We start from the raw sequence: 21,316 nt of genomic DNA, 5'->3' as shown, positions 1-21,316 counted from the left end.
GAAGGCCGCCACCCCGTGCGAGGGGTGGCGGCCTTCGCCGTCCGGGCGCGGTCCGGCGCCGGGGGCCGGTGTCAGCGGCCGTAGCGGATGAAGGTGCGCACCATGCGGCAGGTGGTGTCGGACGGCGGGTGGATGCCGAGCTGCTCGGCCGTGGTGCGTATCGTCGCGTTGCCCGCCTTCGCCGGGTCGTAGACCCCCGAGTCGAGCAGGGCGATCGCGAGGCGCATGGCCTTCAGCCGGCGGTTGTGGCTGACGTACCACTCGCGGGGGCGGCCCGCGGGCAGCGGCTGCTTCCGCAGGGGCTTCCAGGGTTCGAGGGACAGCGTCCGGATCGTGGCGACGGCCATGGGCGACCTCCTGGCGAACGGTGGGCGCGGGCCCTCCCCGGGACCCTCACCTTCACTCATGATTTTACCCGTCACCACTGACAATCATCCCTGGCCAGAACGGTTTTGGGGCTCCACGGGGGTACCGTTTCGCCCCATGGAGATCTGGATCAATCCCGCCTGTTCCAAGTGCCGCGCCGCCGTCGGTCTGCTCGACGAGGAGGGCGCCGACTACACCGTGCGCCGCTACCTGGAGGACGTACCGTCGCCCGACGAGATCCGGGCCGTTCTCGCGCGCCTCGGGCTCGAACCGTGGGACATCACGCGGACGCAGGAGGCCGACGCCAAGCAGCTGGGGCTGAAGGACTGGCCGCGGGACGAGGGGAACCGGGACCGCTGGGTGGAGGCGCTCGCCGCGCACCCGAAGCTGATCCAGCGGCCGATCATCACGGCCGACGACGGCACGGCCGTGGTGGGGCGGACCGAGGAGGCCGTCCGGGACGCGCTGGGACGCTGACGGGCGCGCGGGCCTACGGGGCGGGGCGGGGGTCACGGGGGTCGGCGCCGTGACTCCGTCCGGCCTGGTGTGGCCGGTGTGGTCGGGGCGGTCGGTCCCGGCCGGTGCGGTCGGGGCGGTCGGGGCGGTCGGGGCGGTCGGGGCGGTCGGGGCATCATGGACGCCGGCAGGACGGTCGCGGACGTACGGGGAGTCGAGGCATGGTCGGGTTCCACTCCTCCGCGCTGGACGGGGTCGCCGCCAACCCGGCCCTCCCCACGCCGCTGTTGCTGCGGCTGCTCGCCTTCGACGGCGGCGGTGAAGGTCCGCCCTTCCAGGCCCTGTACCGGCCGGGGCTGCCCGACGCGGCGGTCGCGGCGATCGTCGCCCATCCCCTCGCCGGCGTACGGATCGACTTCGCGCGCAGCGCCCAGGCGGAGCCCGGGCAGCGGGCCCGGCTCGTCGACGACCCCGATCCCGAGGTGCGGGCCGCCCTCGCCTGGGGCCCCGACCGGAACCACGATCCGCGCAGGCCCGTCCGCCCGCTGCCGGACCCCGTGTGCGGACGGCTCCTCGCGGATCCCGAACCGGCGGTCAGGGAGCGGCTGTTGCGGTCACGCCATCTGGCGCCGCGGTTCCTCGCCGAGGACGTCCACCCGGCCGACCTGGCCCGGAACCCGTCCCTGCCCGCCGACCTGGTGGACCGGCTCGCCGTCCACCCCGACGAGAGTGTCCGGCGCGCCGTCTCGCTCCGCCCCGACCTGACCGAAGCCCGGCGCGCGGCGATCGACCGCACGGTGGGGCCGCTGGTGGGGGCGGACGACGACGTGGACTGGGTGGCGACGGGCATCGCCGATCAGGAGGTGCTGCGCCGGGCCGCGACCTCCTCCCACCCCCTGCTGCGCCGGGCCGCGGCCCGCAGCCCCCATCTGCCGTCCGATCTGCTGCGGCTGCTGGCGCAGGACGAGGACGTCATCGTCCTCACCCACCTGGCCGTGCACCACCCCGACACCCCGGAACGGGTGCTGATGCGCGTGTACGCCCGGCTCGGCGGGACGTTCTCCGCCTGGATGGCGACCGGGCACCCCCACTTCCCGCGCGAGGGGCTCGCCGCCCGCTTCGCGGACCATCCCGAGGGCAGGTACCGGCAGCTGGCCGTACGCGACCCCGCGGCCGGCCCCGGCCTGATCGAGCGGCTCAGCCACGACCCGGACGTACGGACCCGGCAGGCGGCCGCCGCCGACCCGCGCCTGCCGCTCCCCCGGCTCCTGGCGGTTCTCGCCCTGCCCGAGACGGCGTGCGGCGCGGGTGTCAACCCGGCCCTTCCCGAGCGGGAGATGGCCCGGGTCATGGACGGGGCCGGGGTGCCGCGATGACGGCGGGCGGCTGGAGCGACGCGGCCGAGGTGCTCGGAGCCGATCTGCATCTGGAGCTGACCGGGGCGGGGAGCCGGCGGGCCGTGCTGATCAGGGCGTTGCGCGAGGCGGTACGGAGCGGGCGGCTGGAGCCCGGGACGCGACTGCCGCCGTACCGCTCGCTCGCCGCCGATCTGGGGCTGGCCAGGAACACCGTCGCCGACGCGTACGCCGAGCTGGTGGCGGAGGGCTGGCTCACCTCCCGCCAGGGATCCGGGACGCGGGTGGCCCGCGGGGCGGCGGCCCCGGAGCCGGGCGCGGGGGCGGGTATCGGGGCGGGTTCCGCCTGGGCGGGCGTAGGGGCGGGGGTGGGGGCGGCCCGGGCGGGTGTTCCCGGGGGCCTCCCGGAGGCCGTCCCGTACGACCTGGTCCAGGGCAAGCCGGACCCCGCCGCCTTTCCGCGGGCGGCCTGGCTGGCGGCGGCCCGGCGGGCGTTGACGGCGGCGCCGCACGAGGCGTTCGGGATCGGCGACCCACGGGGACGGGTCGAGCTGCGGCACGCGCTCGCCGGATATCTGGCGCGGGTGCGCGGGGTGCGCACCTCCCCGGACCGGATCGTGGTCTGCTCCGGCGCGGCCCACGCCCTGCGGCTGCTCGCCCGTACCGTGCCGGGCCCGTGGGCCGTGGAGTCGTACGGTCTCCCCTTCCACCGGGGGCTTCTGGCCGAGGCCGGGGTCCTGACCCGGCCCGTCGCCGTCGACGAGGGCGGTGCCGACGTCGGAAGGCTGCCCGGGGGCGTCGGCGCGGTGCTGCTGACGCCGGCGCACCAGTTCCCGACCGGGGGGCCGCTGCTGCCCGACCGCCGGGCGGCCGTCCTGGACTGGGCGCGGGAGACCGGCGGGCTCGTCGTGGAGGACGACTACGACGGGGAGTTCCGCTACGACCGGCGGCCCGTGGGCGTCCTCCAGGGCCTCGCCCCGGACCGTACGGTGCTGATCGGTTCCGTCAGCAAGAGCCTGTCCCCCGCCCTCCGGATCGGCTGGATGGTGCTGCCCGCGCCGCTGGTGGACGAGGTCGTGGCGGCGAAGGGGGAGCGCGAGCCGTACTCCTCCGCCACCGAGCAGCTCACCCTCGCCGCCTTCCTCGTGTCGGGGGCGTACGACCGGCACGTCCGCCGGATGCGCCGGCACCACCGGGGGCGCCGCGACCGGCTGGTGGCGGTCCTCGCCGAGCGCGTACCGCGGGTGCGGGTGACGGGGGTCGCGGCCGGGCTGCACGCGGTCGTGGAGCTGCCGGCGGGCACCGAGCGCGCGGCGGTCGGGGCGGCGGCCCGGCACGGGGTGGCGGTGGAGGGGCTGGGCGACTACCGCCACCCCGAAGCGGGCGGGGCGGCACGGGTGGACGGCCTGGTCGTCGGCTACGCGACGCCTCCCGAGCGGCTGTACGGCGCCGCCCTCGATGCCCTGTGCGCGGCGCTGCGGGAGACCTTGGACGCCTGAAGAGCCGCCTCCGATTGAGCGGAACGGGCCCGCTCCGCGTATCTGACGCCACAGGAACCGACAGGAATCGAACGGAGCCTCAGGTGTCACGCAGGAGAACGCTCAGCCGGAAGAAGAAGATCGCGCTGGTGGCCGGGGCCCTCGTGCTCGTCGGGGGGACGGCGGTGGTCCTGACCGGTACGAGTCAGGCCTCCGCGGCCTGCGACGGCATGGCCGCCGCGCTCGCCACCAACGAGCGGTTCATCGCGGATCAACGTGCCCGTCCCGACGCGCTCTCGGGGGCCCGTATCGCCAACCGCGAGGCGGTGATCGCAGAGATCCGACGCCAGCAGGCGGCGGCCGGGTGCGGCGGCGCGGAGGGCGGCGGGGGCGAGGCCGGGGCAGGCGCCGGTGCGGGTGCGGACGGCGGCGCCGGTGCGGGCGGCGGCGCGGCGGACGGAGACGGTACGGGGGCGCCGCCGGCCGGTGCCGAGCCCGCGCCCCCCGCCTCGGCGCCGCCGGCCGACGGGGCCGGTGACGTGGTGTGTGCCGGGTCCACGGTCACCCTCTCCGGCGAGGCGGGCGCCCCGGCGGCGTCCAGCGGGCAGTTCCCGCCCGGGACCCGCCTCAAGGTGACCAACCTCGACAACGCGAAATCGATCACGGTCGAGGTCACGGCCGCCTCCGGAAGCTGCGTCCTGCTCAACAACGAGGCGTTCGAGCAGGTGCGGGAGCCGGGGAAGTTCCTGATCCGCAAGGCGCGGATCGAGCGCGTCGGCTGAGCGCGGGGGGGGGGGGGGGGCGCCTGCGGCGGCCGCCGGCGCCCCCCGACGCCGGACTCAGGCCTCGGTCCTGGCCGCCGCCAGGGCCTCCGCCTCGGTGAGGATCTCGGTCAGCCGCAGACCGAACCGGGCGTCGCATCCGTGCGCAGCCCCCGTGCGGGCCGACTCGAGCAGCGCGTCGACCGCCCGGCCCAGCGCACCCACCGCGCCGTCCCATCCCGGCATGACCGCGCGGCCGTGCTCGCCGTGCAGCGTGAGCGCGGCCTCGGCCGCCCCGGGCGGGGCGCTCAGGCTGAGGGTGGCCGTGCTGCCGGCGCCGGAGGCGTGCCGCAGGATCAGGTGGCGGGTGTCCTCGGGGCCGGGGACGCACGTGATGTCCGTGACGTCGCCGAGCACGGGGAGGAGGACGGAGAGCACGTGGGGGCCGACGTCCCAGAGGCCGCCCTTCTCGCGTCGCCAGGGGGAGGCGGCGTAGGCGCTGGTGGAGCCGGGGGCGAAGAGGGAGCCCAGCCAGTGCGCCTCGCCGAGGAACCAGCCGCCGGCCGCGGCCTGTTCGTCGATCCAGCGGGCGGTCGGCTCGGCGAACCGGAGCGTGCAGAAGACGACGGAGGCGACCTCGGCCTTCTCGACGGCCTCGGCGACCTCCCGGGCCGCGGCGACCGTGGTGGCCACCGGCTTGTCGAGGAGCACGTGACAGCCGGCGGCGGCGGCCCGCACGGCGAGCGGGGCCTGGATGTCCGGCGGCAGGGCGAAGGCCACGGCGTCGCTCGCCTCGAAGAGGGCGTCGACGTCGTCGTAGGCGCGCGTGCCGCAGGCGTCGGCGATCTCGGCCGCCGCCTCGGTCCGCCTGCCCCACACCCCGCTGAACTCCACCCCCTCGTGCGCGGCGAGCGCGGGCGCGTGCGCCCGGCCCGCCCAGGGTCCGGTGCCGAGGAGTCCGATACGGGGCGTGCCGCCCGAGAGCTTGGTCATCCCCCCAGTCTGCCGTCCCGCACCGACACCCGGCCGGGCGGTGCCGCGCCGTCCCGTGAGCGCCCGCGCGCAACGATCAGCGAGGCGGGACGTTTGGAACTCCCGAACCGGTGAAGACGATCGTTGACACGGTCTTTATCCATCGAGGTAGGAGCACATCATGGGCATTCTGGCTTGGATTCTCATAGGGCTGTTCGCGGGCCTCATCGCCAAGGCGCTCATGCCTGGCAAGGACCCGGGCGGCATCATCATCACCATGCTCATCGGCATCGCGGGCGGCCTGCTCGGCGGCTGGCTCGGCAAGGTGATCTTCGGCGTCGACTCCATCGACGGCTTCTTCGACCTCTCGACCTGGATCGCCGCCATCATCGGCTCCGTCATCCTCCTCGCGGTCTACCGCCTGGTCACCGGCAACCGACGCCACCACAGCCACGCCTGACCGGCCCGGCTCTCCCCCCGCGCGATCGATCCTCGCGCCACCGAAAACGGCTCCCCCTCTCCCGAGGGCGGAGCCGTTTCGCATACAGTCAACTATCTCAACTATGATAGTTGGGATAGTTTGGGCGCATGGAGCCGAAGACGTACACGACGATCGACCTCCGGAAGCAGATGGGCGAGATCCTCGACCGCACCCGCATCGCGGGCGAGCCCGCGGCGATCACCCGCAAGGGCAAGACGGTCGCCTACCTCGTATCGCCCGAGTGGTTCGAGCAGTCCGTGGCGCAGCACCCGGACGCCGGCTCCGGCGACCAGGACGCCGCCTGAGCGCGCCGGACCGCAGACCAGGAGCCCCTCAGTCATGACAGCGCAGCCTCTCCACTTCGACGGCCCCGGCGGCGACCGCCCCCGCCCCGTGCCGCCCATGCCCGAACGCACTCCGCAGGCCTTGCGTCTGGCCATTCAGGAACACGCCCCGCACCTGCTGCCGGATTTCGAGGAGCACTGGCACCGCGCGATCGGCGGAGCCTTCAACCTCACCCCGGTCCCGGCCTTCATGCGGCTGTGGTGGACGCAGTACGCCATCGCCCGCGACCCCGGCCTGGAAGCACATCTGCTCGACCTCGAGGACCGCGCCACGAAGTCCGAGGATCCCGAGGAGTCCGCGGCGCTCCTGGCCGAGTACAGCCGACTGCGGCGTCAAGCGGCCGGCGTGGAGCCCGGCCGGTGAGCGATGAGCTCCCATGCCCGCCCTGGCAGATGGACTGGACGGCCGAAGCGTGGCGCGACTTCGAGCTCATGCCCGCGGACGCCCGACAGTTGGTGACTGCGGCACGCGCGGAACTGGTCACGGCCATCGACCCGTACTACCGCGGGATCGACGCGGATGCGCTCCTGCCGCACTGGATCACCGTCCGGCCGCTGGCCTCGACCAGGCCGGGTGGCGCACACATCGCCGATCTCGCCGGCGGCCGCGGCTGGCTCGTCTTCACCTTCATCCGGCGCCACGCCGAGCCTCAGATCACCGTGACCGACGCCTTCTGGACGTAGGCCGGCGGGCCGAGTAACACGGGGTTCACAATCGGGCAACGGGCGGGAAATCCGGTGTTGCGAAGCTGCGCGCAGACACCGAGCACGAACCGAGCACGACATCGCAGCTCTCGCAGCGTCGCGAGCCGCCGCGCGTCCCCGCAGCAGCATGCCCAAAGGATGAGGCCCGTGACCTTCAAGGCTGAGTACATCTGGATCGACGGCACCGAGCCGACCGCGAAGCTTCGCTCGAAGACGAAGATTCTGGCGGGTTCGGGCGCCACCCTCGCCGAGCTGCCGATCTGGGGCTTCGACGGATCCAGCACGAACCAGGCCAAGGGCCACGCGTCCGACCGTGTCCTCCAGCCGGTCTTCGTCTGCCCGGACCCGATCCGCGGCGGGGACGACATCCTGGTGCTGTGCGAGGTCCTGAACACGGACATGACGCCGCACGAGTCCAACACCCGTGCCGCGCTGGCCGAGGTCTACGCGAGGTACGCCGCGCAGGAGCCGATCTTCGGCATCGAGCAGGAGTACACCTTCTTCGACGGCGAGCGCCCGCTCGGCTTCCCGGTCGGCGGCTTCCCGGCCCCGCAGGGCGGCTACTACTGCGGTGTCGGCGCCGACGAGATCTTCGGCCGTGACGTCGTCGAGGCGCACCTGGAGAACTGCCTGCAGGCGGGTCTGGGCATCTCCGGCATCAACGCCGAGGTCATGCCGGGTCAGTGGGAGTTCCAGGTCGGCCCGCTGGCCCCGCTGGAGGTCGCGGACCAGCTGTGGGTGGCCCGTTGGCTGCTCTACCGCACGGCCGAGGACTTCAAGGTCTCGGCGACGCTCGACCCGAAGCCGGTGAAGGGCGACTGGAACGGCGCGGGCGCGCACACGAACTTCTCCACCAAGGCGATGCGCGAGGGTTACGACGCGATCATCACCGCGGCCGAGTCGCTGGGCGAGGGCTCGAAGCCGCTCGACCACGTCAAGAACTACGGCGCCGGCATCGACGACCGTCTGACCGGTCTGCACGAGACCGCCCCGTGGGACGAGTACTCCTACGGCGTATCGGACCGCGGCGCCTCGGTCCGTATCCCGTGGCAGGTCGAGCAGGACCGCAAGGGCTACATCGAGGACCGCCGCCCGAACGCGAACGTCGACCCGTACGTGGTGACCCGCCTCCTGGTGGACACCTGCTGCGAGGCCCTGGAGAAGGCCGGCCAGGTCTGATCCGCACCCGCACGACGCTTGAGGGCGCCCGCCGTGACCACGGCGGGCGCCCTTCCGGCGTTCCGGCGGGGCCACTTGGCCGCCTCGCGCCACGGCGCGGGGTGCGGCATTCGTCGGTGATCCGAGCGGCAAAGCGGGGGTCAGGGGCATTCCCGAGTAGTAGAGTAGGGATATGGCCATCACTCAGAACGACACCGCGACGGGTCGTCACGACCTCGAGCCGTTCTGGCCCTCCCGCCAGCACCACGACTTCGACCGGTGCTGTCGGCGCGTGAGGAACGCGTCGGCCCTCTAAAGCCCCGATCGGCACGGTCCGATCCCCCGGCCTTCGGCCGACGCGCACGACGTACGACGCCTCTCCGTCCGTTCTCGCGCGAAATGAGCTGATCCGTCATGGCCCCCACCCAGAGCGCCTCCCTGAGCACGCCGCTGAACACGTCCCTGAACACGTCCCTCGCGGCCGTCCGTCCCGGCCGGCACCGACTCCGGGCCGTCGATCCGAACGAAGTCGCCGAACTCTCGCGGGTCGCCGAGTTCCTGCCCCCGGGCGCCACCCTGCTGCCCGCACCCCCGCACACCCTGCCGACCCTGCCCGGGCGGCCGCCGATGGTCGGGTACCTCGTCCTCGTCCCGGCCGACCAGCAGGTGACGCTCCCGTCGCCGGCGGGCGCCGGGGCGGCGGCGACGCCGGCGGGCGAGGAGACGCCCGCCGATCGGGGGCCGGTGACGATCGACGGTGCCCAGCGGATCGCCGTGGTCGACGGCGAACCGCTGGACCTCACGTACCTGGAGTTCGAACTGCTCGCCCACCTCGTCGCCCACCCCCACCGGGTCCACACCCGGGACCAGTTGGTGACGACGGTGTGGGGGTACGGGCACGTCGGCGACGGCCGGACCGTGGATGTCCACGTGGCCCGGCTGCGCCGCAAGCTGGGCGCCGAGCACCGCCACACGATCCAGACCGTGCGGCGGGTCGGCTACAAGTACACGCCCTGATCAGACGCTCGGGGTGAGGTCCCGGTCACGGTTCCGGGACCTCGCCTTCGTCACGGCGCCGACGGCGATGTCGACGACCAGGAACGCCAGCAGGCTCAGGCCCAGCATCGGCACGAACCAGCCCACCAGCGCCGTCGCGGCCAGCAGCGGCAGCAGCATCGTCGGCGGGATCTTCCGCCAGGCCCCGCGCGCGGCCGGACGGCCGGGGCGGCGCAGCCACCACATGCGGTAGCCCATGACGATCAGCAGGATCAGCGCGAGCGCCAGCGCGGCGAGCGCCAGCTGGTTGAACAGGCCGAGGAAGACGCCCATATGGGCGTCGATGCCGTACCGGGTGAGCTGGGCGAGCACCGGGTAGTCGGCGAACCGGAGCTCGTCGATGACCGTGCCGTCGGCCGGGTCTACGGCCACCGAGTCCAGGTGCACCGGGAACTGCGCGTCGGTCTCCTTGACGACGTATCCCTTGCCCTCGGTGGGCAGGGTGACGGCCGTCGGGCCGTCGATGCCGGCCGCGCGGGCCGCCTCGACCGCCTTGTCGATGCCGACGTCCGGCCCCTGGGCGGGCGCGGCCCCATGGCCGGCGCCGTGACCCTCGTGCTCCCCGGACCCGCCGGCGGCGGCGCCGTCGAGGGTCGCGGAGACCGCCGGCGTGGCGCCGCCGAGCTGCGAGCGGACCACGTCGATGTTCTCACCGGCATACCGCGACCAGGTCAGACCGGTGGCGGAGAGCAGGACCAGTCCGGCGACCGCCCACAGGCCGACGACGCCGTGCCAGGAGAGGGTGCGGCGCCGGGACTTCGGTCCGCGCTCCGGTACGAACAGGGAGCGGCGGTTCCTGCGGCGGCGGCCCAGCCACAGGGCCAGCCCGCCGAGGGCCACCACCCACAGCCAGCTGGCGGCCAGTTCGCTGTAGTTGCGGCCGAGGTCGCCGAGGTGCAGATCGCGGTGGAGTTCGTCGGTCCAGGTGCGCAGCGGCAGCGCGCCGGAGCCGCCGTAGCTGGGCAGCTGGCCGCGTATCTCGCCGGTGTAGGGGTCGACGAAGACGGCGAGGGACCGCCCCTCCTCGACGTCCGGGTCGGCCATCAGGACACGGGTGGTGGCGCCGGGCTCGGCGGGGGGCCAGACGGCGGTGACGGTGCCGTTGGGGTTCACCTTCGTGGCGGCGTGCACTTGTTGCGACAGCGGCAGGGTCCGCTCGCCGACGGGGACCTCCAGCTCGTGCGCGTACACCACCTTCTCGGCCTGGAAGGAGAGGGCGTACAGCAGACCGCTGGCGGCGGCGACCAGCAGGAAGGGGGCGATGAGCACGCCGGCGTAGAAGTGGAGCCGCAGCACGAGGGGCCGCAGGGCGCTCCAGCCCCGGGGCCTGGCGCCGCTGCCGGGCTCGGCCGGGGGCTCACCGTCGGACGCGGCGGTAGCGGATACGCCGTCGGGGGCGGGGCCGGGGGCCGGCTGGGTTCCGGCGGTGGCCGGTTCGGTGGTTCTCGGCTCGGCCGTATCAGGGCGTGCGGGATCGTCGATCGTCATGGCTGTCCTCGAATGCGGTGTCGACAGGGGGAATCGGCCCCCGGGTCAGACGTGCGCTCCGAGGGCCGTGGCGCGGGGTACGGACAGCCGGGGCGGACCGCGCCGGGAGAGGGTGTGCGCGAGCACGACGCCGCGCAGGCGGTGGTGGTGCGGACGCGTGCGCGCGGGGCGCACGCGCGGCGGAGCCGGTACGGGCACCACGGCGAGCAGCAGGCGCAGCGGGGTGAAGGCGAGCGCCCCGACGGCCCGGGCGAGCGCGAAGAGCGCGGCCTCGCCGTGGGCCAGCCAGAGGCCGCAGACCACGGCGGCGAGGAGGTGGGCGGCGACCATCCCGAGGGAGGTGTGGCCGGCGACCATCTCCAGGGCCGTGCCCATGGTCGTCTCGGCCGTGGGCGGATCACCCATGGGTGCGTGGCCCATGGAGCCGTCCCCCATGGGTGTGTCCCCCATGGCCGGTCGGCCCATAGCCGGGTGCCCCAGGGGTGCGCCCCACATGGAGCCGTGGGACAGATGGTCCGCCGACGACGCGTGTCCGTCCGGCCGGCCGCCGGCGGGGTGCGCTCCGCTCCACGAGAAGACCAGGTGCAGAGCCGACTGGACGGCCAGCAGGCCGCCGCCGATCGCGAGCGGCCCGTGGCGCCGGCCGCTCACCAGCCAGGCCAGGACGCTCGTCGCGGCGAAGGCGACGAGCAGCGATCCCGGCGGGAGGTCATGCGCAGACATGGACGAATGCCCCACGGCGGTCAGTGTCACGCACACCGCCGCGAAAAGTGCGGCTCGCAGGGCGCGTATCGGCGACCGGGCATCCGTCATGGTCCGGACATGGTGACATCCCGCCGTCCGGCGCGGGAGACCACCCGCCCTCCCGCTCCGGAAGACGCCCGTGCCGCCGTTCCCCGAGTTCCCTCCCCGGCCCTTTTCCTCCCGTGGCGGAACCACTGGGTAAACGGCCCCGGTCGGGTGCACAGTCGGGGTATGCGACTTTTGATCTTGGGTGGGACGGAGTTCGTCGGCCGGGCCGTGGCCGAGGCCGCGCTCGCGCGCGGCGGGGAGGTGACGGTCTTCCACCGGGGGCGCCACGAGCCGCCGGCCGGTGTCCGCACGCTGCTCGGCGACCGTACGGCCCCGGTGGCGGACGGGCTCGCCGCGCTCGCCGACGGGGAGTGGGACGTCGTCGTCGACACCTGGTCGTCGGCGCCCTCGGCGGTCCGGGACGCGGCGCGGCTCCTCGCGGAGCGGGCGGGGCGGTACGTCTACGTGTCGAGCCGTTCGGTGTACGCCTGGCCGCCGAAGGCCGGTCTGGGTGAGGACGGGCCCCTGGTCGAAGGGGACCCGGACGCCGGTGAGGTGCCGTACGCGGAGGCCAAGCGGGGCGGCGAGCTGGCGGTCCTCGACGCCTTCGGACCCGAGCGGAGCCTGTTCGTCCGGGCCGGGCTGATCATCGGACCGTACGAGAACGTCGGCCGGCTGCCCTGGTGGCTGGGCCGGATCGCCCGGGGCGGTCCGGTCCTCGCGCCCGGGCCGCGCACGCTGCCACTCCAGTACATCGACGTCCGCGACCTCGCGGAGTGGACGCTCGACGCCGCAGAGGCGGGGCTGTCCGGACCGTACAACCTGGTCTCGCCGCCCGGGCACACCACCACGGGCGAACTCCTCGACGCCTGCGCCCGGGTCACCGGCTCGGACGCCGAACTGCGCTGGACGGACCCGGAGACGATCCTGGCGGCCGGGGTCGCGCCCTGGTCCGATCTGCCGGTGTGGATCCCGCCGGGCGAGATGTACGACGCGATGCACACCGCCGACGTGTCGAAGGCGGTCGGCGCGGGGCTGCGCTGCCGGCCGGTGGCGGAGACGGTCGCCGACACCTGGGCCTGGCTGGAATCGATCGGCGGGTCGGCGCCCCGACGCCCGGACCGTCCGCCGCTCGGCCTCTCGCCGGAGCGCGAGGCGGCCCTCCTGTCGCCCTGACCCCGGCCGGCCTCGCCCGACCGGGCGGCGGGCCGACTCGCCCTGGCCTGCCGGTTGTTCACGGACCGGGCGCGGGCAGAGGTCCGGTCACGGAGGCGTTGAACACTTCACGGGTCCTCTGCGTATAGAGCCCCATGGGACGCACAAGAAAACGTTCGACACGCGCGAAGCGCGTGGTGGCCGCCTCCGTCGCACTTGTGCTGGGCGGGGGCGGCCTCATCGCCGCCAATGTGTACGCATCGGCCGGTCAGGGCTGGGGCGACCCCCCGCCCGCCGCCCGGACCGTCTCGCTCTCCACGATCGACTGTCCCGACGTGGCCGAGGAGCTGCCCGAGGTGCCCGGGTCCGTGCGGGGCTCGGTGGACCGGGAACTGGCCACCCTGGACAGCCAGATCACGGTCGCGTACCAGCGGTTCGCCGACAACAAGCGGCGGATCGAGAGCGACCCCGAGTACGGGGAACAGCAGATCCTGACGCCGTTGCGGAACGAACGCGTCAACATCCTCCAGCGCATCGCCCTCATGCTCCAGCAGCCGTCGATGGAGAGCCTCGCCCCCTGCACCCTGCGGGCCGACGACGAAGCCCCCGCGAACGGCGGGCAGGACGGCGGTCAGAACGGGGGAGGTCAGAACGGCGGCCAGGACGGCGGTCAGGACGGCGGAGGCGACGAGGGCCAGGACGGCGGGCAGGGCGAGGGCGAGAACGGCGGCCAGGACGGCGGCGAGGACGAGGAGCCCGGGCAGGCCGGCAACGGCCCCGAGGCCTCCGACTTCGTCGACATCCGCTCCGTACAGCCCAACGTGCAGCTGCCCAGGCAGCGGAGCGGGGCCTCCCGGGGCACCTTCACGACGAACTGCGGGCGGAACGAGAACGGCAAGTTCAATCCGGACAACGTGATCGTCGCCCCGGGGGTGAGCAACGGCGCCCACCACATGCACGACTACGTCGGCAACCAGGCCAACGACGCCTTCGCCGGCGACGACGATCTGGCCCGGGGCCGGACCACCTGCCGCAACCAGGGCGACCGCTCCACCTACTACTGGCCGGTGCTCCGGCTGCAGAACGGCCAGTCGGAGGACGACGCCGAGGCGGACGGCGGCGGCAAGGACCAGAACGTCGGCGAGATCCAGACCCCGGCGCAGGTCACCCTGAACTTCGTCGGCAGCCCGGTCTCGAAGGTCACCGCGATGCCCCGCTTCCTGCGGATCATCACCGGCGACGCGAAGGCGTTCACCAACGGCGACGCCAACGCCAACGCCTCCTGGTCGTGCACCGGGTTCGAGAACCGTCAGCTGAAGGACAAGTACCCGATCTGCCCGCAGGGCAGCAAGGTGGTGCGGACGTTCCGGTTCCAGAGCTGCTGGGACGGACGGAACACCGACAGCGCCAACCACCGCACGCACGTGGCCTTCGCCGACCCCGCCTCGGGCCGGTGCGGGCAGGGCTTCCGGGCCATCCCGCAGCTCGTCCAGCGGATCGTGTACGACGTGCCGCCCGGCCCCGGGTTCGCCGTCGACTCCTTCCCCGAACAGCTGCACAAGCCGATCACCGACCACGGCGACTTCATCAACGTCTTCGACCAGCGGCTGATGAAGCGACTGGTCGGCTGCCTCAACGAGGGACGCCGCTGCGCCTGACCCGCGCGACCGGCCCCAGGGGCGCCCTCCGGGGCGCCCCTTCCGTCATGCCCTCGGCCAGGGCACGCCCTCAGTGATGCCCCTCGGCATGGGACGGGCTCGCGGAGTGGGAGGGGTGCGGGGCGTGGGACGGGTGCGCGGAGCCGGAGGAGGGGGCGGGCGCGTGGTGCGGTGCGGTGGTCTCGACCTGGCCGCCGAGCCGGGTGCGTACGCGCTCCACGGTCCGTTCGTCCCCCGCCACCGTCCACTTGCGGCCCACCAGGTACGAGCCGCCGTAGTCCTTGGCCTCGTTGATCCACTCGCGCTGGCCCCGGTCGCTGGCGAAGGTGAGCAGGACGTACGTCCCGTCGCCCGTCGCGCACTTCGCCTGACGCAGCTCGGCCGCCTCCGTCTGGAGGTCCGGCCGGCACTCCGCCTTCGCGGCGATCTGCTCCAGGGTGCCGGCGGCCTCCTCCGGGGCCTCGGCCCCGCCGCCGCACCCGGTCAGCACCAGCACCGCGGCGGCCAGGGCCGCCCCCTCCACCGTTCGACGCGCACGCATCAGCATCCGCTCATCCTGCCCTTCCGGTCCTGTGTTCGGTGGCCGAACTCCAGGAGTGGTGGAATCCGATCGATTACGGTTTGGTACGAAAAGGACCGATCCGGAGGAGTCGACGCCATGCCCGCCCTTCCCGCCGCCACCGTCGCCAACCTCCGGGACCTGGGGACCCTCCCGCTCGGCGGGAACCGCAGCGTCCGCTCCGGCCGGGTCTTCCGCTCGGGGCGGCTCGACCGGCTGGACGCGGCCGACCCGGTGGTGGCCGGTCTGGGCATCCGTACCGTCGTCGACTTCCGCACCGCGGCCGAGCGCGCCGACCGGCCCGACCGCGTCCCGGACGGCGGCCGGCTGCTCGTCGCGGACGTGCTCGCCGACCATCTGGCCGCGAGCGGCCTGCCGCCCGCGGCGCGGCTGAAGACGCTCCTCGGCGACCCGGCGCTGGCCGAGGAGCTGCTCGGCGGGGGCAAGGCGCGGGACGCCTTCGTCCGGACGTACCGGGCCTTCGTGACCACCGACTCCGCCCGGGCCGCCTACCGGGCGTTCCTCATGGAGCTGGGCGACCCGCACGCCGGTCCGCTCCTCTTCCACTGCACGGCGGGCAAGGACCGCACCGGCTGGGCGGCGACCATCGTGCTGTCGGTGCTCGGCGCGGACGACGAGACGGTGATGACGGAGTACCTGTCGGTCAACCCGGCGGTCCGGCAGGCCTTCGCCCCGATGATCGAGGGGTTCACGGCCCAGGGCGGCGATCCCGAGCTGGCGCTGGCGCTCATCGGGGTCGTACCGGAGTACCTGACGGCGGCGCTGGACGAGGTCGCGGTCCGGCACGGCTCGATGGAGGGGTACGTACGGGAGGGGCTCGGGGTCCCCGACGAGGTGACGGGCACGATCCGGGAGCGGCTGACGGTGTACGCCGCCTGAGCCGGGGCGTCCGGGGGCGGCTGACGGTGTACGCCGCCCGAGCCGGAGATCCAGAAGCGGCTGACGGTGTACGCCGCCCGAGCCGGAGATCCGGGAGCGGCTGACGGTCCACGGCCGGAGCGCGCACCCTGCCGACGGGGGTGTACGGGCGGACCGCGCACCCCGCCGCCGGGGCCGTGCGGGCCGGGGTGACCATCGGATGATTCGCTCGTTCTGCTGAACGTGAGCACCCAGGAACTCGCCCCCTCCCCCCACGGCCCCGGGCGGCCCGGCCCCGGTCCGGTCGACGTCGAGCAGGCCGAGGCGGCGCTCGTCGAGCACTATCCGCGGCTGGTCCGGATCGCGTACCTCGTGCTGCCGCCCTCGCTGGGACGCAACCGGCGGGTGCTGACCGCGCACGCGGTCGTCCAGCGGTCGCTGCCGCGCCGTCGCGTCTCCGGCGCCGGCGTCCCGGCCGCCCTCCGGCCGGAGGACGCCGTCGACCCCGGGTACGCGTACGTCCGGGGCGAGGCGCTGCGCCAGGCGCTGACCGCCGGGCTTCCGCTGCGGCGCCGGGCGCTGCCCCGGCGGGCCCAGTTCCCGCCGCTGCTGCCCCACGTGTGGGGGCTGCGGCTGTTCCCCCGCGCCGGTGGCGCCGACGAACTGGCCCTGGACCAGCGGCTGTCGGCGCTCTCCGGGCCCGGGCGGGCGGCATACGTCCTGCGCGGCCTGGAGCGCCAGGGGGACCCGGAAGTGCTGCGGGTCCTCGCGGCGGCGGGCGTGCCGGAGGAGGAGGCGCGCGCCGCGCTCGCGGAGGCGGACGGGGCGGAGGCCGCGGGAGGAGTGGGCACCGCCGCGCTGCTCGACTCGCCCGAGTTCGATCCGTGTTCGCTGCAGGCCCGCCCGACGGACCTGATGCGGCGCCGGCAGCACGCCAAGGCGGCACTCGCCGCGGTGGCGGCGGTGGCGGTGTGCGGCACGCTGCTCGGGCTGCCGGGGGACGGCTGGGGCAGAAACGGTGCCGCAGCGCCTTCGTACGCGCGCAACCCGGCGGCCCAGGCGGCGCTCGACCCGGACGGTCTGAAGCGGGTGCCGGCGGGATATTGGCAACGGGCGACGCGCCGGGACTTCTCGGTGTGGCCGGAGCGCGGCGGCCTGGTCGGGGACCGGGCGCTGCTGCGCCGGGCCCTCGCGGTGTGGGCGCGGCCCGGCGGTTCGGTGCGGACGTCGGCGACGCCCGGGACTCCGGTGGGGCCGCCGATGGGGTCGCCGCAGCTGTTGTACGCGGGCGAGGTGGACGGGTCGCGGGTGGTGCTGTTCCACGACGGGCTGCGGGCGGTGCGGTACGCGGAGCAGGCCGGCGGGGCGAGCGGCGCGGCGCTGGACTTCGCCCGGACGGACGGGGCGGACGAGGTGGGCGCGGCGGCGCTCGTCGCCTCCCGGGCGGCGGGCAACGTCCGCTATCTGACGGCCCCTTGGGTGCGCGAGACGGCGGTACGGGACCTGCTCGCGCCGTCGAAGGAGCCCTGGTCGCTGGGTCGGGACGCGGACGGCCTCACGCAGGCGCTGCCCGGGCCGGCGTCGGCTCGGGAGTGCGCGGTCTGGAACACCCTCCAGGTGCGGGACGGGGAAGGGGTGCGGCTGCTGACCGATCTGGGCGAGCTGGCCCCCGCCCGGCTGACGGCGGGGCCGCCCGCGGCGCCGGTGGACGCGACGGGCGAGGAGGCGCGGGCCGCATGGGCGCGGACGGCGTGCCAGCTGGCGACGGTCCGCTCGCGCGGGGTCCGTACCGTGAACTCCTGGCGGTTCGCGACCCAGCGGCTGCCGGAGGGCGGCGGGCGGGCGGCCTGGCTGTGCACCCGCGCGGAGACCTGGCGGGGCACGGGCAGCAGGGTGCTCGCCCAGTTCCTGACGCCCGCCGGGGCGGCGGCCCCGGCCCCGGCGGCCCTCGCGGCGCGGGCCGAGGAGTCGCCGGCCTGCGGGGTGCGGGACCCCCGGCTGGTGGCGGGCGTGCTGTGGCAGGCCAAGAGCGGCCAGTGGTACGTCCTGGCGGCCGGCAGCGAGGACATCGCCTCGCTGACGACCTCGGGCGGGGTCGTGGGCCGGGCGGACGGCCCTCTCCTCGCCCTGAAGGCGAAGCCGGGCGCCCGCGCCGACCTCCGCGGCACACTGAAGGACGGCACGGGCGTCGGGGCGCTGCGCTAGGGAGTGTCCCCGGGGGGATCCACCGGCGCGGCTCGTGTGGTCGTGCCCCCCGGCGGTTCGGGAAAAGCCGGTGCACGACCCTGTTGCCAACCAGCTACCCCTCAGTACATTGACGCCATGTCTAATACGCAGCCTGCACCGGTGGCGTCGGAGCACATCGAACTCAAGGCCCGGAAGGTCTCCTTCGCCTGGGAGGAGACCCCGCTCCACTGGGTGCCCGGCGACCCGTTCACCACCCACACCATCAACGTGCTGCACCTGCTGCTCCCGGCCGGTGAACGCTGGTTCGTGCACGTCTACAAGCAGGTGCTCCCGCTCATCACCGACGACCGGCTGCGTGCGGACGTCATCGGCTTCATCGGGCAGGAGGCCGTCCACTCCCAGGCCCACGACGACGTCCTCCCCCACCTCAAGAAGCTCGGCCTCGACCCCACCCCCTACACCGCGCAGGTCGACTGGTTCTTCGAGAAGCTGCTCGGCGACCGGACGCTGCCGCCCGGCCGGCCGCGCCGGTGGTGGCTGATGGAGCGGGTCGCGCTCATCGCCGCCATCGAGCACTACACCGCCTTCCTCGGCGACTGGGTCCTCAACGCCGAGGAGCTGGACCGCCGCGGCGCCGACCCCACCATGCTCGACCTGCTGCGCTGGCACGGCGCCGAGGAGGTCGAGCACCGCTCGGTCGCCTTCGAGCTGTTCATGCACCTCGACGGCGGCTACCGCCGCCGGGTCCGCACCTGGGCCACCGCCTTCACCGCGATGGTCTTCCTCTGGCAGCGCGGCACCCGCTTCTTCATGGAGAACGACCCGACCCTCACCAACGGCAGGGCCTCGGTCGGGCAGCTCGTCCGCAAGGGCCGGGAGGGCGTCCTGCCGTCCACCCCCGACCTGCTGCGCTCCATCCCCCGCTACCTCAGCCGCGCCTACCACCCCTCCCAGGAGGGGGACACCGCCCAGGCCGTCGCCTACCTGGCGAACTCCCCCGGCGCCAACGGAGGTCGCTGACCATGCCCCGCCTGCGTACCGTCGTCCTCGTCGCCGGGACCGCGCTCCTCGCCGGCCGGGCCAGGCGCGCCGTGCGCCGCCGGATCGAAGCCGCCCCGCTCTGGCCGATGCCCGCCCTGGAGGAGCCGGTGTCGGGCCGCGGCCGCCTCTCCACCGTCCCGCGCAAGGTCCTCGTCACCGGGCGCACCGAGCCCGCCGAGGGCGTGGTCCAGCTCCGTCTCGAAGGGACCGGCCTGCCGGCCTGGCAGCCGGGCGCCCACATCGACCTGGTCCTGCCGTCCGGCCTGGTGCGCCCGTACTCGCTCTGCGGCGACCCGGCCGACACCGACGCGTACACCGTCGCCACCCGCCTGATCGAGGAGGAGCGCGGGGGCCGGGGCGGCTCGCGCGAGGTGCACGAACAGCTCCACGTGGGGGCGGAGGTCGAGATCCGCGGGCCGCGCAACCGGTTCCCGCTCGTCGACGCCCCCGCGTACGTCTTCGTCGCCGGCGGCATCGGTGTCACCCCCGTCCTGCCGATGCTGCGCGCCGCGGCGGCGGCGGGCGCCGACTGGCGGCTGCTGTACTGCGGGCGGTCCCGCGCCACCATGCCGTACCTCGCCGAGATCGAGCGCCTCGCCGGCGAGGCGGCCGGGGACCGGCTGACGGTCGTCGCGGAGGACGAGTCCGGCCTGCCGGACCTCGGCTTCCTCGCGGACACCCCGCCTCGGACCGCGGTGTACTGCTGCGGTCCGGACGGGCTGATGGAAGCGGTGGCCGCCGCCCTGCCGGCCGGACAGGTCCCGCGTCTGGAGCGCTTCTCCCCCGCCGCCATCGCCGCCGGAGGCGCCTTCGAGGTCGAACTACGGCGCTCCGGGCGGACGTTCACGGTCGCGGCGGGGCAGTCGGTGCTGACGGCGGTCCGGGCCGAGGTGCCGGGGGTGTCCTACTCCTGCGAGCAGGGGTTCTGCGGGACCTGTCGGCTGGGGGTACTGGAGGGCGAGGTCGACCACCGGGACGAGCTGCTCACCGACGCCGAGCGCGCCGACTCGATGCTGATCTGCGTCTCGCGGTGCGCGGGCGAACGGCTGGTGCTCGACCTCTAGATCAGACGCGAGCGCCGCCACGGGCTGTGGCGCTACGGGCTACGGGCTACGGGCTACGGGCTACGGGCTACGGTTCCGAGCTACGGCAGGATCAGCCAGTCGAAGGCCAGGGCGGCGGCGAGGCCGCTCACCAGGAGCCAGGTCGCCAGGCGGGTACGGCCGTTGCGGGACAGCTCGATGACGACACCGCAGAGGATCATTGCCAGTCCGTACACCCCGACGACCAGGACGGACGTCCGGCTGGCCAGCCGGATCACGAGGACCGCGGCCATCGCGACCAGCAGGACGGAGGCCGCGGCGATCCGGAGCCGGCGGGCCTGCTTGGGCGTCAGGCCGGCCGTCCCGGCCCCGGCGTCCCCCGCCTCGGGCTCCTCCTCCGCCTCGGGGGCCTCGTCCTCGACCCCCGCCGGGACCACCGTGTCCGCCGCAGCGGTCTCGGCGGTCTCGGCGGTCTCGGCGCCGGGGTTCACGGCCTCGGTGGTCTCTGCCTCGGTGTCCGGTACCGGCGTGTCCTTCGCCGGTGTGGCCTGGTCGGAAGCGCTCATATGGTGGGAGCGTAACGGACGCCCGTTAGGCTGTTCGCATGACGACCGGGGTACGCCGCAGGATGGGCGTCGAGGAGCGCAAACAGCAGCTGATCGGGGTGGCCCTCGAGCTGTTCAGCCACCGATCGCCCGACGAGGTCTCCATCGACGAGATCGCGGCGGCCGCGGGCATCTCACGGCCGCTGGTCTACCACTACTTCCCCGGCAAGCAGAGCCTGTACGAGGCGGCGCTGCGGCGGGCGGCCGACGAGCTGGCCGCCCGGTTCGTGGAGCCCCCGCAGGGTCCGCTGGGGGCGCGGCTGCTGCGGGTGATGGGCCGGTTCTTCGACTTCGTGGACGACCACGGGCCGGGCTTCTCCGCACTGATGCGCGGCGGTCCCGCCGTGGGCTCCTCCACCACGAACGCGATGATCGACGAGGTGCGGCAGGCCGCCTACGAGCAGATCCTGTCCCACCTGGAGGTGGAGACGCCCTCCGCCCGGCTCGAACTGGTCGTCCGCTCCTGGGTGTCGCTGGCCGAGTCGACGGCGCTGCTCTGGCTGGACGGGCGGCGGATCCCGCGCGCGGAGCTGGAGCTGCAGCTGGTGCACGACTTCGCGGCGCTGGCGTCGGTGAGCGCGGCGTACGACCCGGAGATGGCGGAGGTCATGATCCGCATCCTCGGCGACGAGCCGGCGGACGGCCCCTTCGGCGACCTGGTCGGCCGGCTCCTGGCACTGGCGCCGCGGATCCCGGCTCAGCCCCAGCGGTAGGACGCGGCGAGGCGGTAGGACGCGGCGAGGCCGGCCGGGAGGATCCCGGCCGGCCTCGCGTGTG

The 21,316-nt window shown here is 74.4% G+C and carries 23 protein-coding genes; 17 read left to right on the top strand and 6 right to left on the bottom strand.

The annotated features are described in order from the left end of the window. Positions 1-71: 71 nt before the first annotated feature. A complete protein-coding gene (locus ACZ6RC_RS03780; RefSeq protein WP_391140846.1) occupies positions 72-347 on the bottom strand; it encodes a hypothetical protein in 276 nt (91 codons plus the stop codon). A 136-nt stretch (positions 348-483) separates the two neighbouring features. On the opposite strand from ACZ6RC_RS03780, the gene ACZ6RC_RS03775 reads away from it, so the two are divergent. From ACZ6RC_RS03775 to ACZ6RC_RS03760, 4 genes are all read left to right on the top strand, one after another. After that, positions 484-843 carry an arsenate reductase family protein gene (locus ACZ6RC_RS03775; RefSeq protein ID WP_391140847.1) on the top strand — a complete coding sequence of 120 codons (360 nt, stop codon included), beginning with the start codon at positions 484-486 and terminating at the stop codon, positions 841-843. A 200-nt stretch (positions 844-1,043) separates the two neighbouring features. After that, the gene (locus ACZ6RC_RS03770; RefSeq protein ID WP_469579085.1) at positions 1,044-2,198 is read left to right on the top strand and encodes a Mucin-2; all 1,155 of its coding nucleotides are present in this window, start codon (positions 1,044-1,046) and stop codon (positions 2,196-2,198) included. Continuing rightward, entirely contained in the window at positions 2,195-3,676 is a 1,482-nt protein-coding gene (gene pdxR / locus ACZ6RC_RS03765) for a MocR-like pyridoxine biosynthesis transcription factor PdxR (RefSeq protein WP_469579083.1), read from the top strand. The genes ACZ6RC_RS03770 and pdxR overlap by 4 nt, the downstream gene beginning before the upstream one ends. Positions 3,677-3,759: 83 nt before the next feature. Continuing rightward, complete coding sequence (locus ACZ6RC_RS03760) at positions 3,760-4,437, top strand: hypothetical protein (protein WP_469579081.1); 678 nt, start codon at positions 3,760-3,762, stop codon at positions 4,435-4,437. Between the two features lie 57 nt (positions 4,438-4,494). On the opposite strand, the gene ACZ6RC_RS03755 is transcribed toward ACZ6RC_RS03760, so the two are convergent. After that, a complete protein-coding gene (locus ACZ6RC_RS03755) occupies positions 4,495-5,409 on the bottom strand; it encodes a Gfo/Idh/MocA family protein (RefSeq protein WP_469579079.1) in 915 nt (304 codons plus the stop codon). Between the two features lie 160 nt (positions 5,410-5,569). On the opposite strand from ACZ6RC_RS03755, the gene ACZ6RC_RS03750 reads away from it, so the two are divergent. The 6 genes from ACZ6RC_RS03750 to ACZ6RC_RS03725 all read left to right on the top strand — a co-directional run bounded on the left by ACZ6RC_RS03750 (position 5,570) and on the right by ACZ6RC_RS03725 (position 9,093). Further along, on the top strand, positions 5,570-5,848 hold the full coding sequence (locus ACZ6RC_RS03750; RefSeq protein ID WP_356847521.1) for a GlsB/YeaQ/YmgE family stress response membrane protein: 279 nt from the start codon (positions 5,570-5,572) through the stop codon (positions 5,846-5,848). A gap of 128 nt (positions 5,849-5,976) precedes the next feature. Further along, positions 5,977-6,174, top strand: a complete 198-nt coding sequence (locus ACZ6RC_RS03745) for a type II toxin-antitoxin system Phd/YefM family antitoxin (protein ID WP_469579077.1) — start codon at positions 5,977-5,979, stop codon at positions 6,172-6,174. A 34-nt stretch (positions 6,175-6,208) separates the two neighbouring features. Continuing rightward, positions 6,209-6,577 carry a DUF6247 family protein gene (locus ACZ6RC_RS03740; RefSeq protein ID WP_391140853.1) on the top strand — a complete coding sequence of 123 codons (369 nt, stop codon included), beginning with the start codon at positions 6,209-6,211 and terminating at the stop codon, positions 6,575-6,577. Then, entirely contained in the window at positions 6,574-6,897 is a 324-nt protein-coding gene (locus ACZ6RC_RS03735) for a hypothetical protein (protein ID WP_391140854.1), read from the top strand. The genes ACZ6RC_RS03740 and ACZ6RC_RS03735 overlap by 4 nt, the downstream gene beginning before the upstream one ends. A gap of 168 nt (positions 6,898-7,065) precedes the next feature. Further along, positions 7,066-8,097, top strand: coding sequence for a glutamine synthetase (glnII, locus tag ACZ6RC_RS03730; protein ID WP_453615524.1), 1,032 nt, complete (start codon positions 7,066-7,068; stop codon positions 8,095-8,097). A 393-nt stretch (positions 8,098-8,490) separates the two neighbouring features. Then, entirely contained in the window at positions 8,491-9,093 is a 603-nt protein-coding gene (locus ACZ6RC_RS03725; RefSeq protein WP_469579076.1) for a winged helix-turn-helix domain-containing protein, read from the top strand. Here the strand turns inward: ACZ6RC_RS03725 and ACZ6RC_RS03720 are convergent, their stop codons facing one another. Together ACZ6RC_RS03720 and ACZ6RC_RS03715 are read right to left on the bottom strand one after the other, a co-directional pair. After that, positions 9,094-10,620, bottom strand: coding sequence for a PepSY-associated TM helix domain-containing protein (locus ACZ6RC_RS03720; protein ID WP_469579074.1), 1,527 nt, complete (start codon positions 10,618-10,620; stop codon positions 9,094-9,096). Positions 10,621-10,665: 45 nt separating this feature from the next. Then, a complete protein-coding gene (locus ACZ6RC_RS03715) occupies positions 10,666-11,343 on the bottom strand; it encodes a hypothetical protein (protein ID WP_469579073.1) in 678 nt (225 codons plus the stop codon). Between the two features lie 252 nt (positions 11,344-11,595). On the opposite strand from ACZ6RC_RS03715, the gene ACZ6RC_RS03710 reads away from it, so the two are divergent. Continuing rightward, a complete protein-coding gene (locus tag ACZ6RC_RS03710; protein ID WP_469579072.1) occupies positions 11,596-12,588 on the top strand; it encodes an NAD-dependent epimerase/dehydratase family protein in 993 nt (330 codons plus the stop codon). 134 nt (positions 12,589-12,722) lie between these two features. After that, positions 12,723-14,225, top strand: coding sequence for a DUF1996 domain-containing protein (locus ACZ6RC_RS03705; protein ID WP_469579070.1), 1,503 nt, complete (start codon positions 12,723-12,725; stop codon positions 14,223-14,225). A 70-nt stretch (positions 14,226-14,295) separates the two neighbouring features. On the opposite strand, the gene ACZ6RC_RS03700 is transcribed toward ACZ6RC_RS03705, so the two are convergent. After that, positions 14,296-14,766, bottom strand: coding sequence for a hypothetical protein (locus ACZ6RC_RS03700; RefSeq protein ID WP_469579069.1), 471 nt, complete (start codon positions 14,764-14,766; stop codon positions 14,296-14,298). A gap of 117 nt (positions 14,767-14,883) precedes the next feature. Between ACZ6RC_RS03700 and ACZ6RC_RS03695 the strand changes: the two genes are divergently transcribed. The 4 genes from ACZ6RC_RS03695 (at position 14,884) to ACZ6RC_RS03680 (ending at position 19,955) form a co-directional block, all read left to right on the top strand. Continuing rightward, a complete protein-coding gene (locus tag ACZ6RC_RS03695) occupies positions 14,884-15,684 on the top strand; it encodes a tyrosine-protein phosphatase (protein WP_469579067.1) in 801 nt (266 codons plus the stop codon). A 222-nt stretch (positions 15,685-15,906) separates the two neighbouring features. Then, entirely contained in the window at positions 15,907-17,868 is a 1,962-nt protein-coding gene (locus tag ACZ6RC_RS03690) for a hypothetical protein (RefSeq protein WP_469579066.1), read from the top strand. A gap of 117 nt (positions 17,869-17,985) precedes the next feature. After that, positions 17,986-18,870, top strand: a complete 885-nt coding sequence (locus ACZ6RC_RS03685; RefSeq protein WP_469579064.1) for a metal-dependent hydrolase — start codon at positions 17,986-17,988, stop codon at positions 18,868-18,870. Beyond that, complete coding sequence (locus ACZ6RC_RS03680; protein WP_469579433.1) at positions 18,867-19,955, top strand: PDR/VanB family oxidoreductase; 1,089 nt, start codon at positions 18,867-18,869, stop codon at positions 19,953-19,955. The genes ACZ6RC_RS03685 and ACZ6RC_RS03680 overlap by 4 nt, the downstream gene beginning before the upstream one ends. 80 nt (positions 19,956-20,035) lie before the next feature. Here the strand turns inward: ACZ6RC_RS03680 and ACZ6RC_RS03675 are convergent, their stop codons facing one another. After that, positions 20,036-20,500 (bottom strand): hypothetical protein, encoded by a 465-nt coding sequence (locus ACZ6RC_RS03675; protein WP_469579062.1) that lies wholly within the window; start codon positions 20,498-20,500, stop codon positions 20,036-20,038. A 38-nt stretch (positions 20,501-20,538) separates the two neighbouring features. Here ACZ6RC_RS03675 and ACZ6RC_RS03670 point away from each other — a divergent pair, with 38 nt between their 5' ends. Further along, positions 20,539-21,252, top strand: a complete 714-nt coding sequence (locus ACZ6RC_RS03670) for a TetR/AcrR family transcriptional regulator (RefSeq protein WP_453615547.1) — start codon at positions 20,539-20,541, stop codon at positions 21,250-21,252. Positions 21,253-21,316: the final 64 nt, after the last annotated feature.

It is taken from the genome of Streptomyces sp. NPDC048353 (assembly GCF_055587165.1).
This window is presented reverse-complemented; position numbering and strand designations above follow the sequence as displayed.

Bases quoted from the DNA above. Each gene is read 5' to 3' on its own strand.
- ACZ6RC_RS03755 (WP_469579079.1), bottom strand. From the start codon at position 5,409: ATGACCAAGCTCTCGGGCGGCACGCCCCGTATCGGACTCCTCGGCACC.
- ACZ6RC_RS03780 (WP_391140846.1), bottom strand. From the start codon at position 347: ATGGCCGTCGCCACGATCCGGACGCTGTCCCTCGAACCCTGGAAGCCC.
- pdxR (WP_469579083.1), top strand. From the start codon at position 2,195: ATGACGGCGGGCGGCTGGAGCGACGCGGCCGAGGTGCTCGGAGCCGAT.
- ACZ6RC_RS03720 (WP_469579074.1), bottom strand. From the start codon at position 10,620: ATGACGATCGACGATCCCGCACGCCCTGATACGGCCGAGCCGAGAACC.
- ACZ6RC_RS03740 (WP_391140853.1), top strand. From the start codon at position 6,209: ATGACAGCGCAGCCTCTCCACTTCGACGGCCCCGGCGGCGACCGCCCC.
- ACZ6RC_RS03685 (WP_469579064.1), top strand. From the start codon at position 17,986: ATGTCTAATACGCAGCCTGCACCGGTGGCGTCGGAGCACATCGAACTC.
- ACZ6RC_RS03770 (WP_469579085.1), top strand. From the start codon at position 1,044: ATGGTCGGGTTCCACTCCTCCGCGCTGGACGGGGTCGCCGCCAACCCG.
- ACZ6RC_RS03750 (WP_356847521.1), top strand. From the start codon at position 5,570: ATGGGCATTCTGGCTTGGATTCTCATAGGGCTGTTCGCGGGCCTCATC.
- ACZ6RC_RS03775 (WP_391140847.1), top strand. From the start codon at position 484: ATGGAGATCTGGATCAATCCCGCCTGTTCCAAGTGCCGCGCCGCCGTC.
- ACZ6RC_RS03675 (WP_469579062.1), bottom strand. From the start codon at position 20,500: ATGAGCGCTTCCGACCAGGCCACACCGGCGAAGGACACGCCGGTACCG.
- ACZ6RC_RS03745 (WP_469579077.1), top strand. From the start codon at position 5,977: ATGGAGCCGAAGACGTACACGACGATCGACCTCCGGAAGCAGATGGGC.
- ACZ6RC_RS03725 (WP_469579076.1), top strand. From the start codon at position 8,491: ATGGCCCCCACCCAGAGCGCCTCCCTGAGCACGCCGCTGAACACGTCC.
- ACZ6RC_RS03705 (WP_469579070.1), top strand. From the start codon at position 12,723: ATGGGACGCACAAGAAAACGTTCGACACGCGCGAAGCGCGTGGTGGCC.
- ACZ6RC_RS03710 (WP_469579072.1), top strand. From the start codon at position 11,596: ATGCGACTTTTGATCTTGGGTGGGACGGAGTTCGTCGGCCGGGCCGTG.
- ACZ6RC_RS03715 (WP_469579073.1), bottom strand. From the start codon at position 11,343: ATGTCTGCGCATGACCTCCCGCCGGGATCGCTGCTCGTCGCCTTCGCC.
- ACZ6RC_RS03695 (WP_469579067.1), top strand. From the start codon at position 14,884: ATGCCCGCCCTTCCCGCCGCCACCGTCGCCAACCTCCGGGACCTGGGG.
- ACZ6RC_RS03700 (WP_469579069.1), bottom strand. From the start codon at position 14,766: ATGCGTGCGCGTCGAACGGTGGAGGGGGCGGCCCTGGCCGCCGCGGTG.
- ACZ6RC_RS03670 (WP_453615547.1), top strand. From the start codon at position 20,539: ATGACGACCGGGGTACGCCGCAGGATGGGCGTCGAGGAGCGCAAACAG.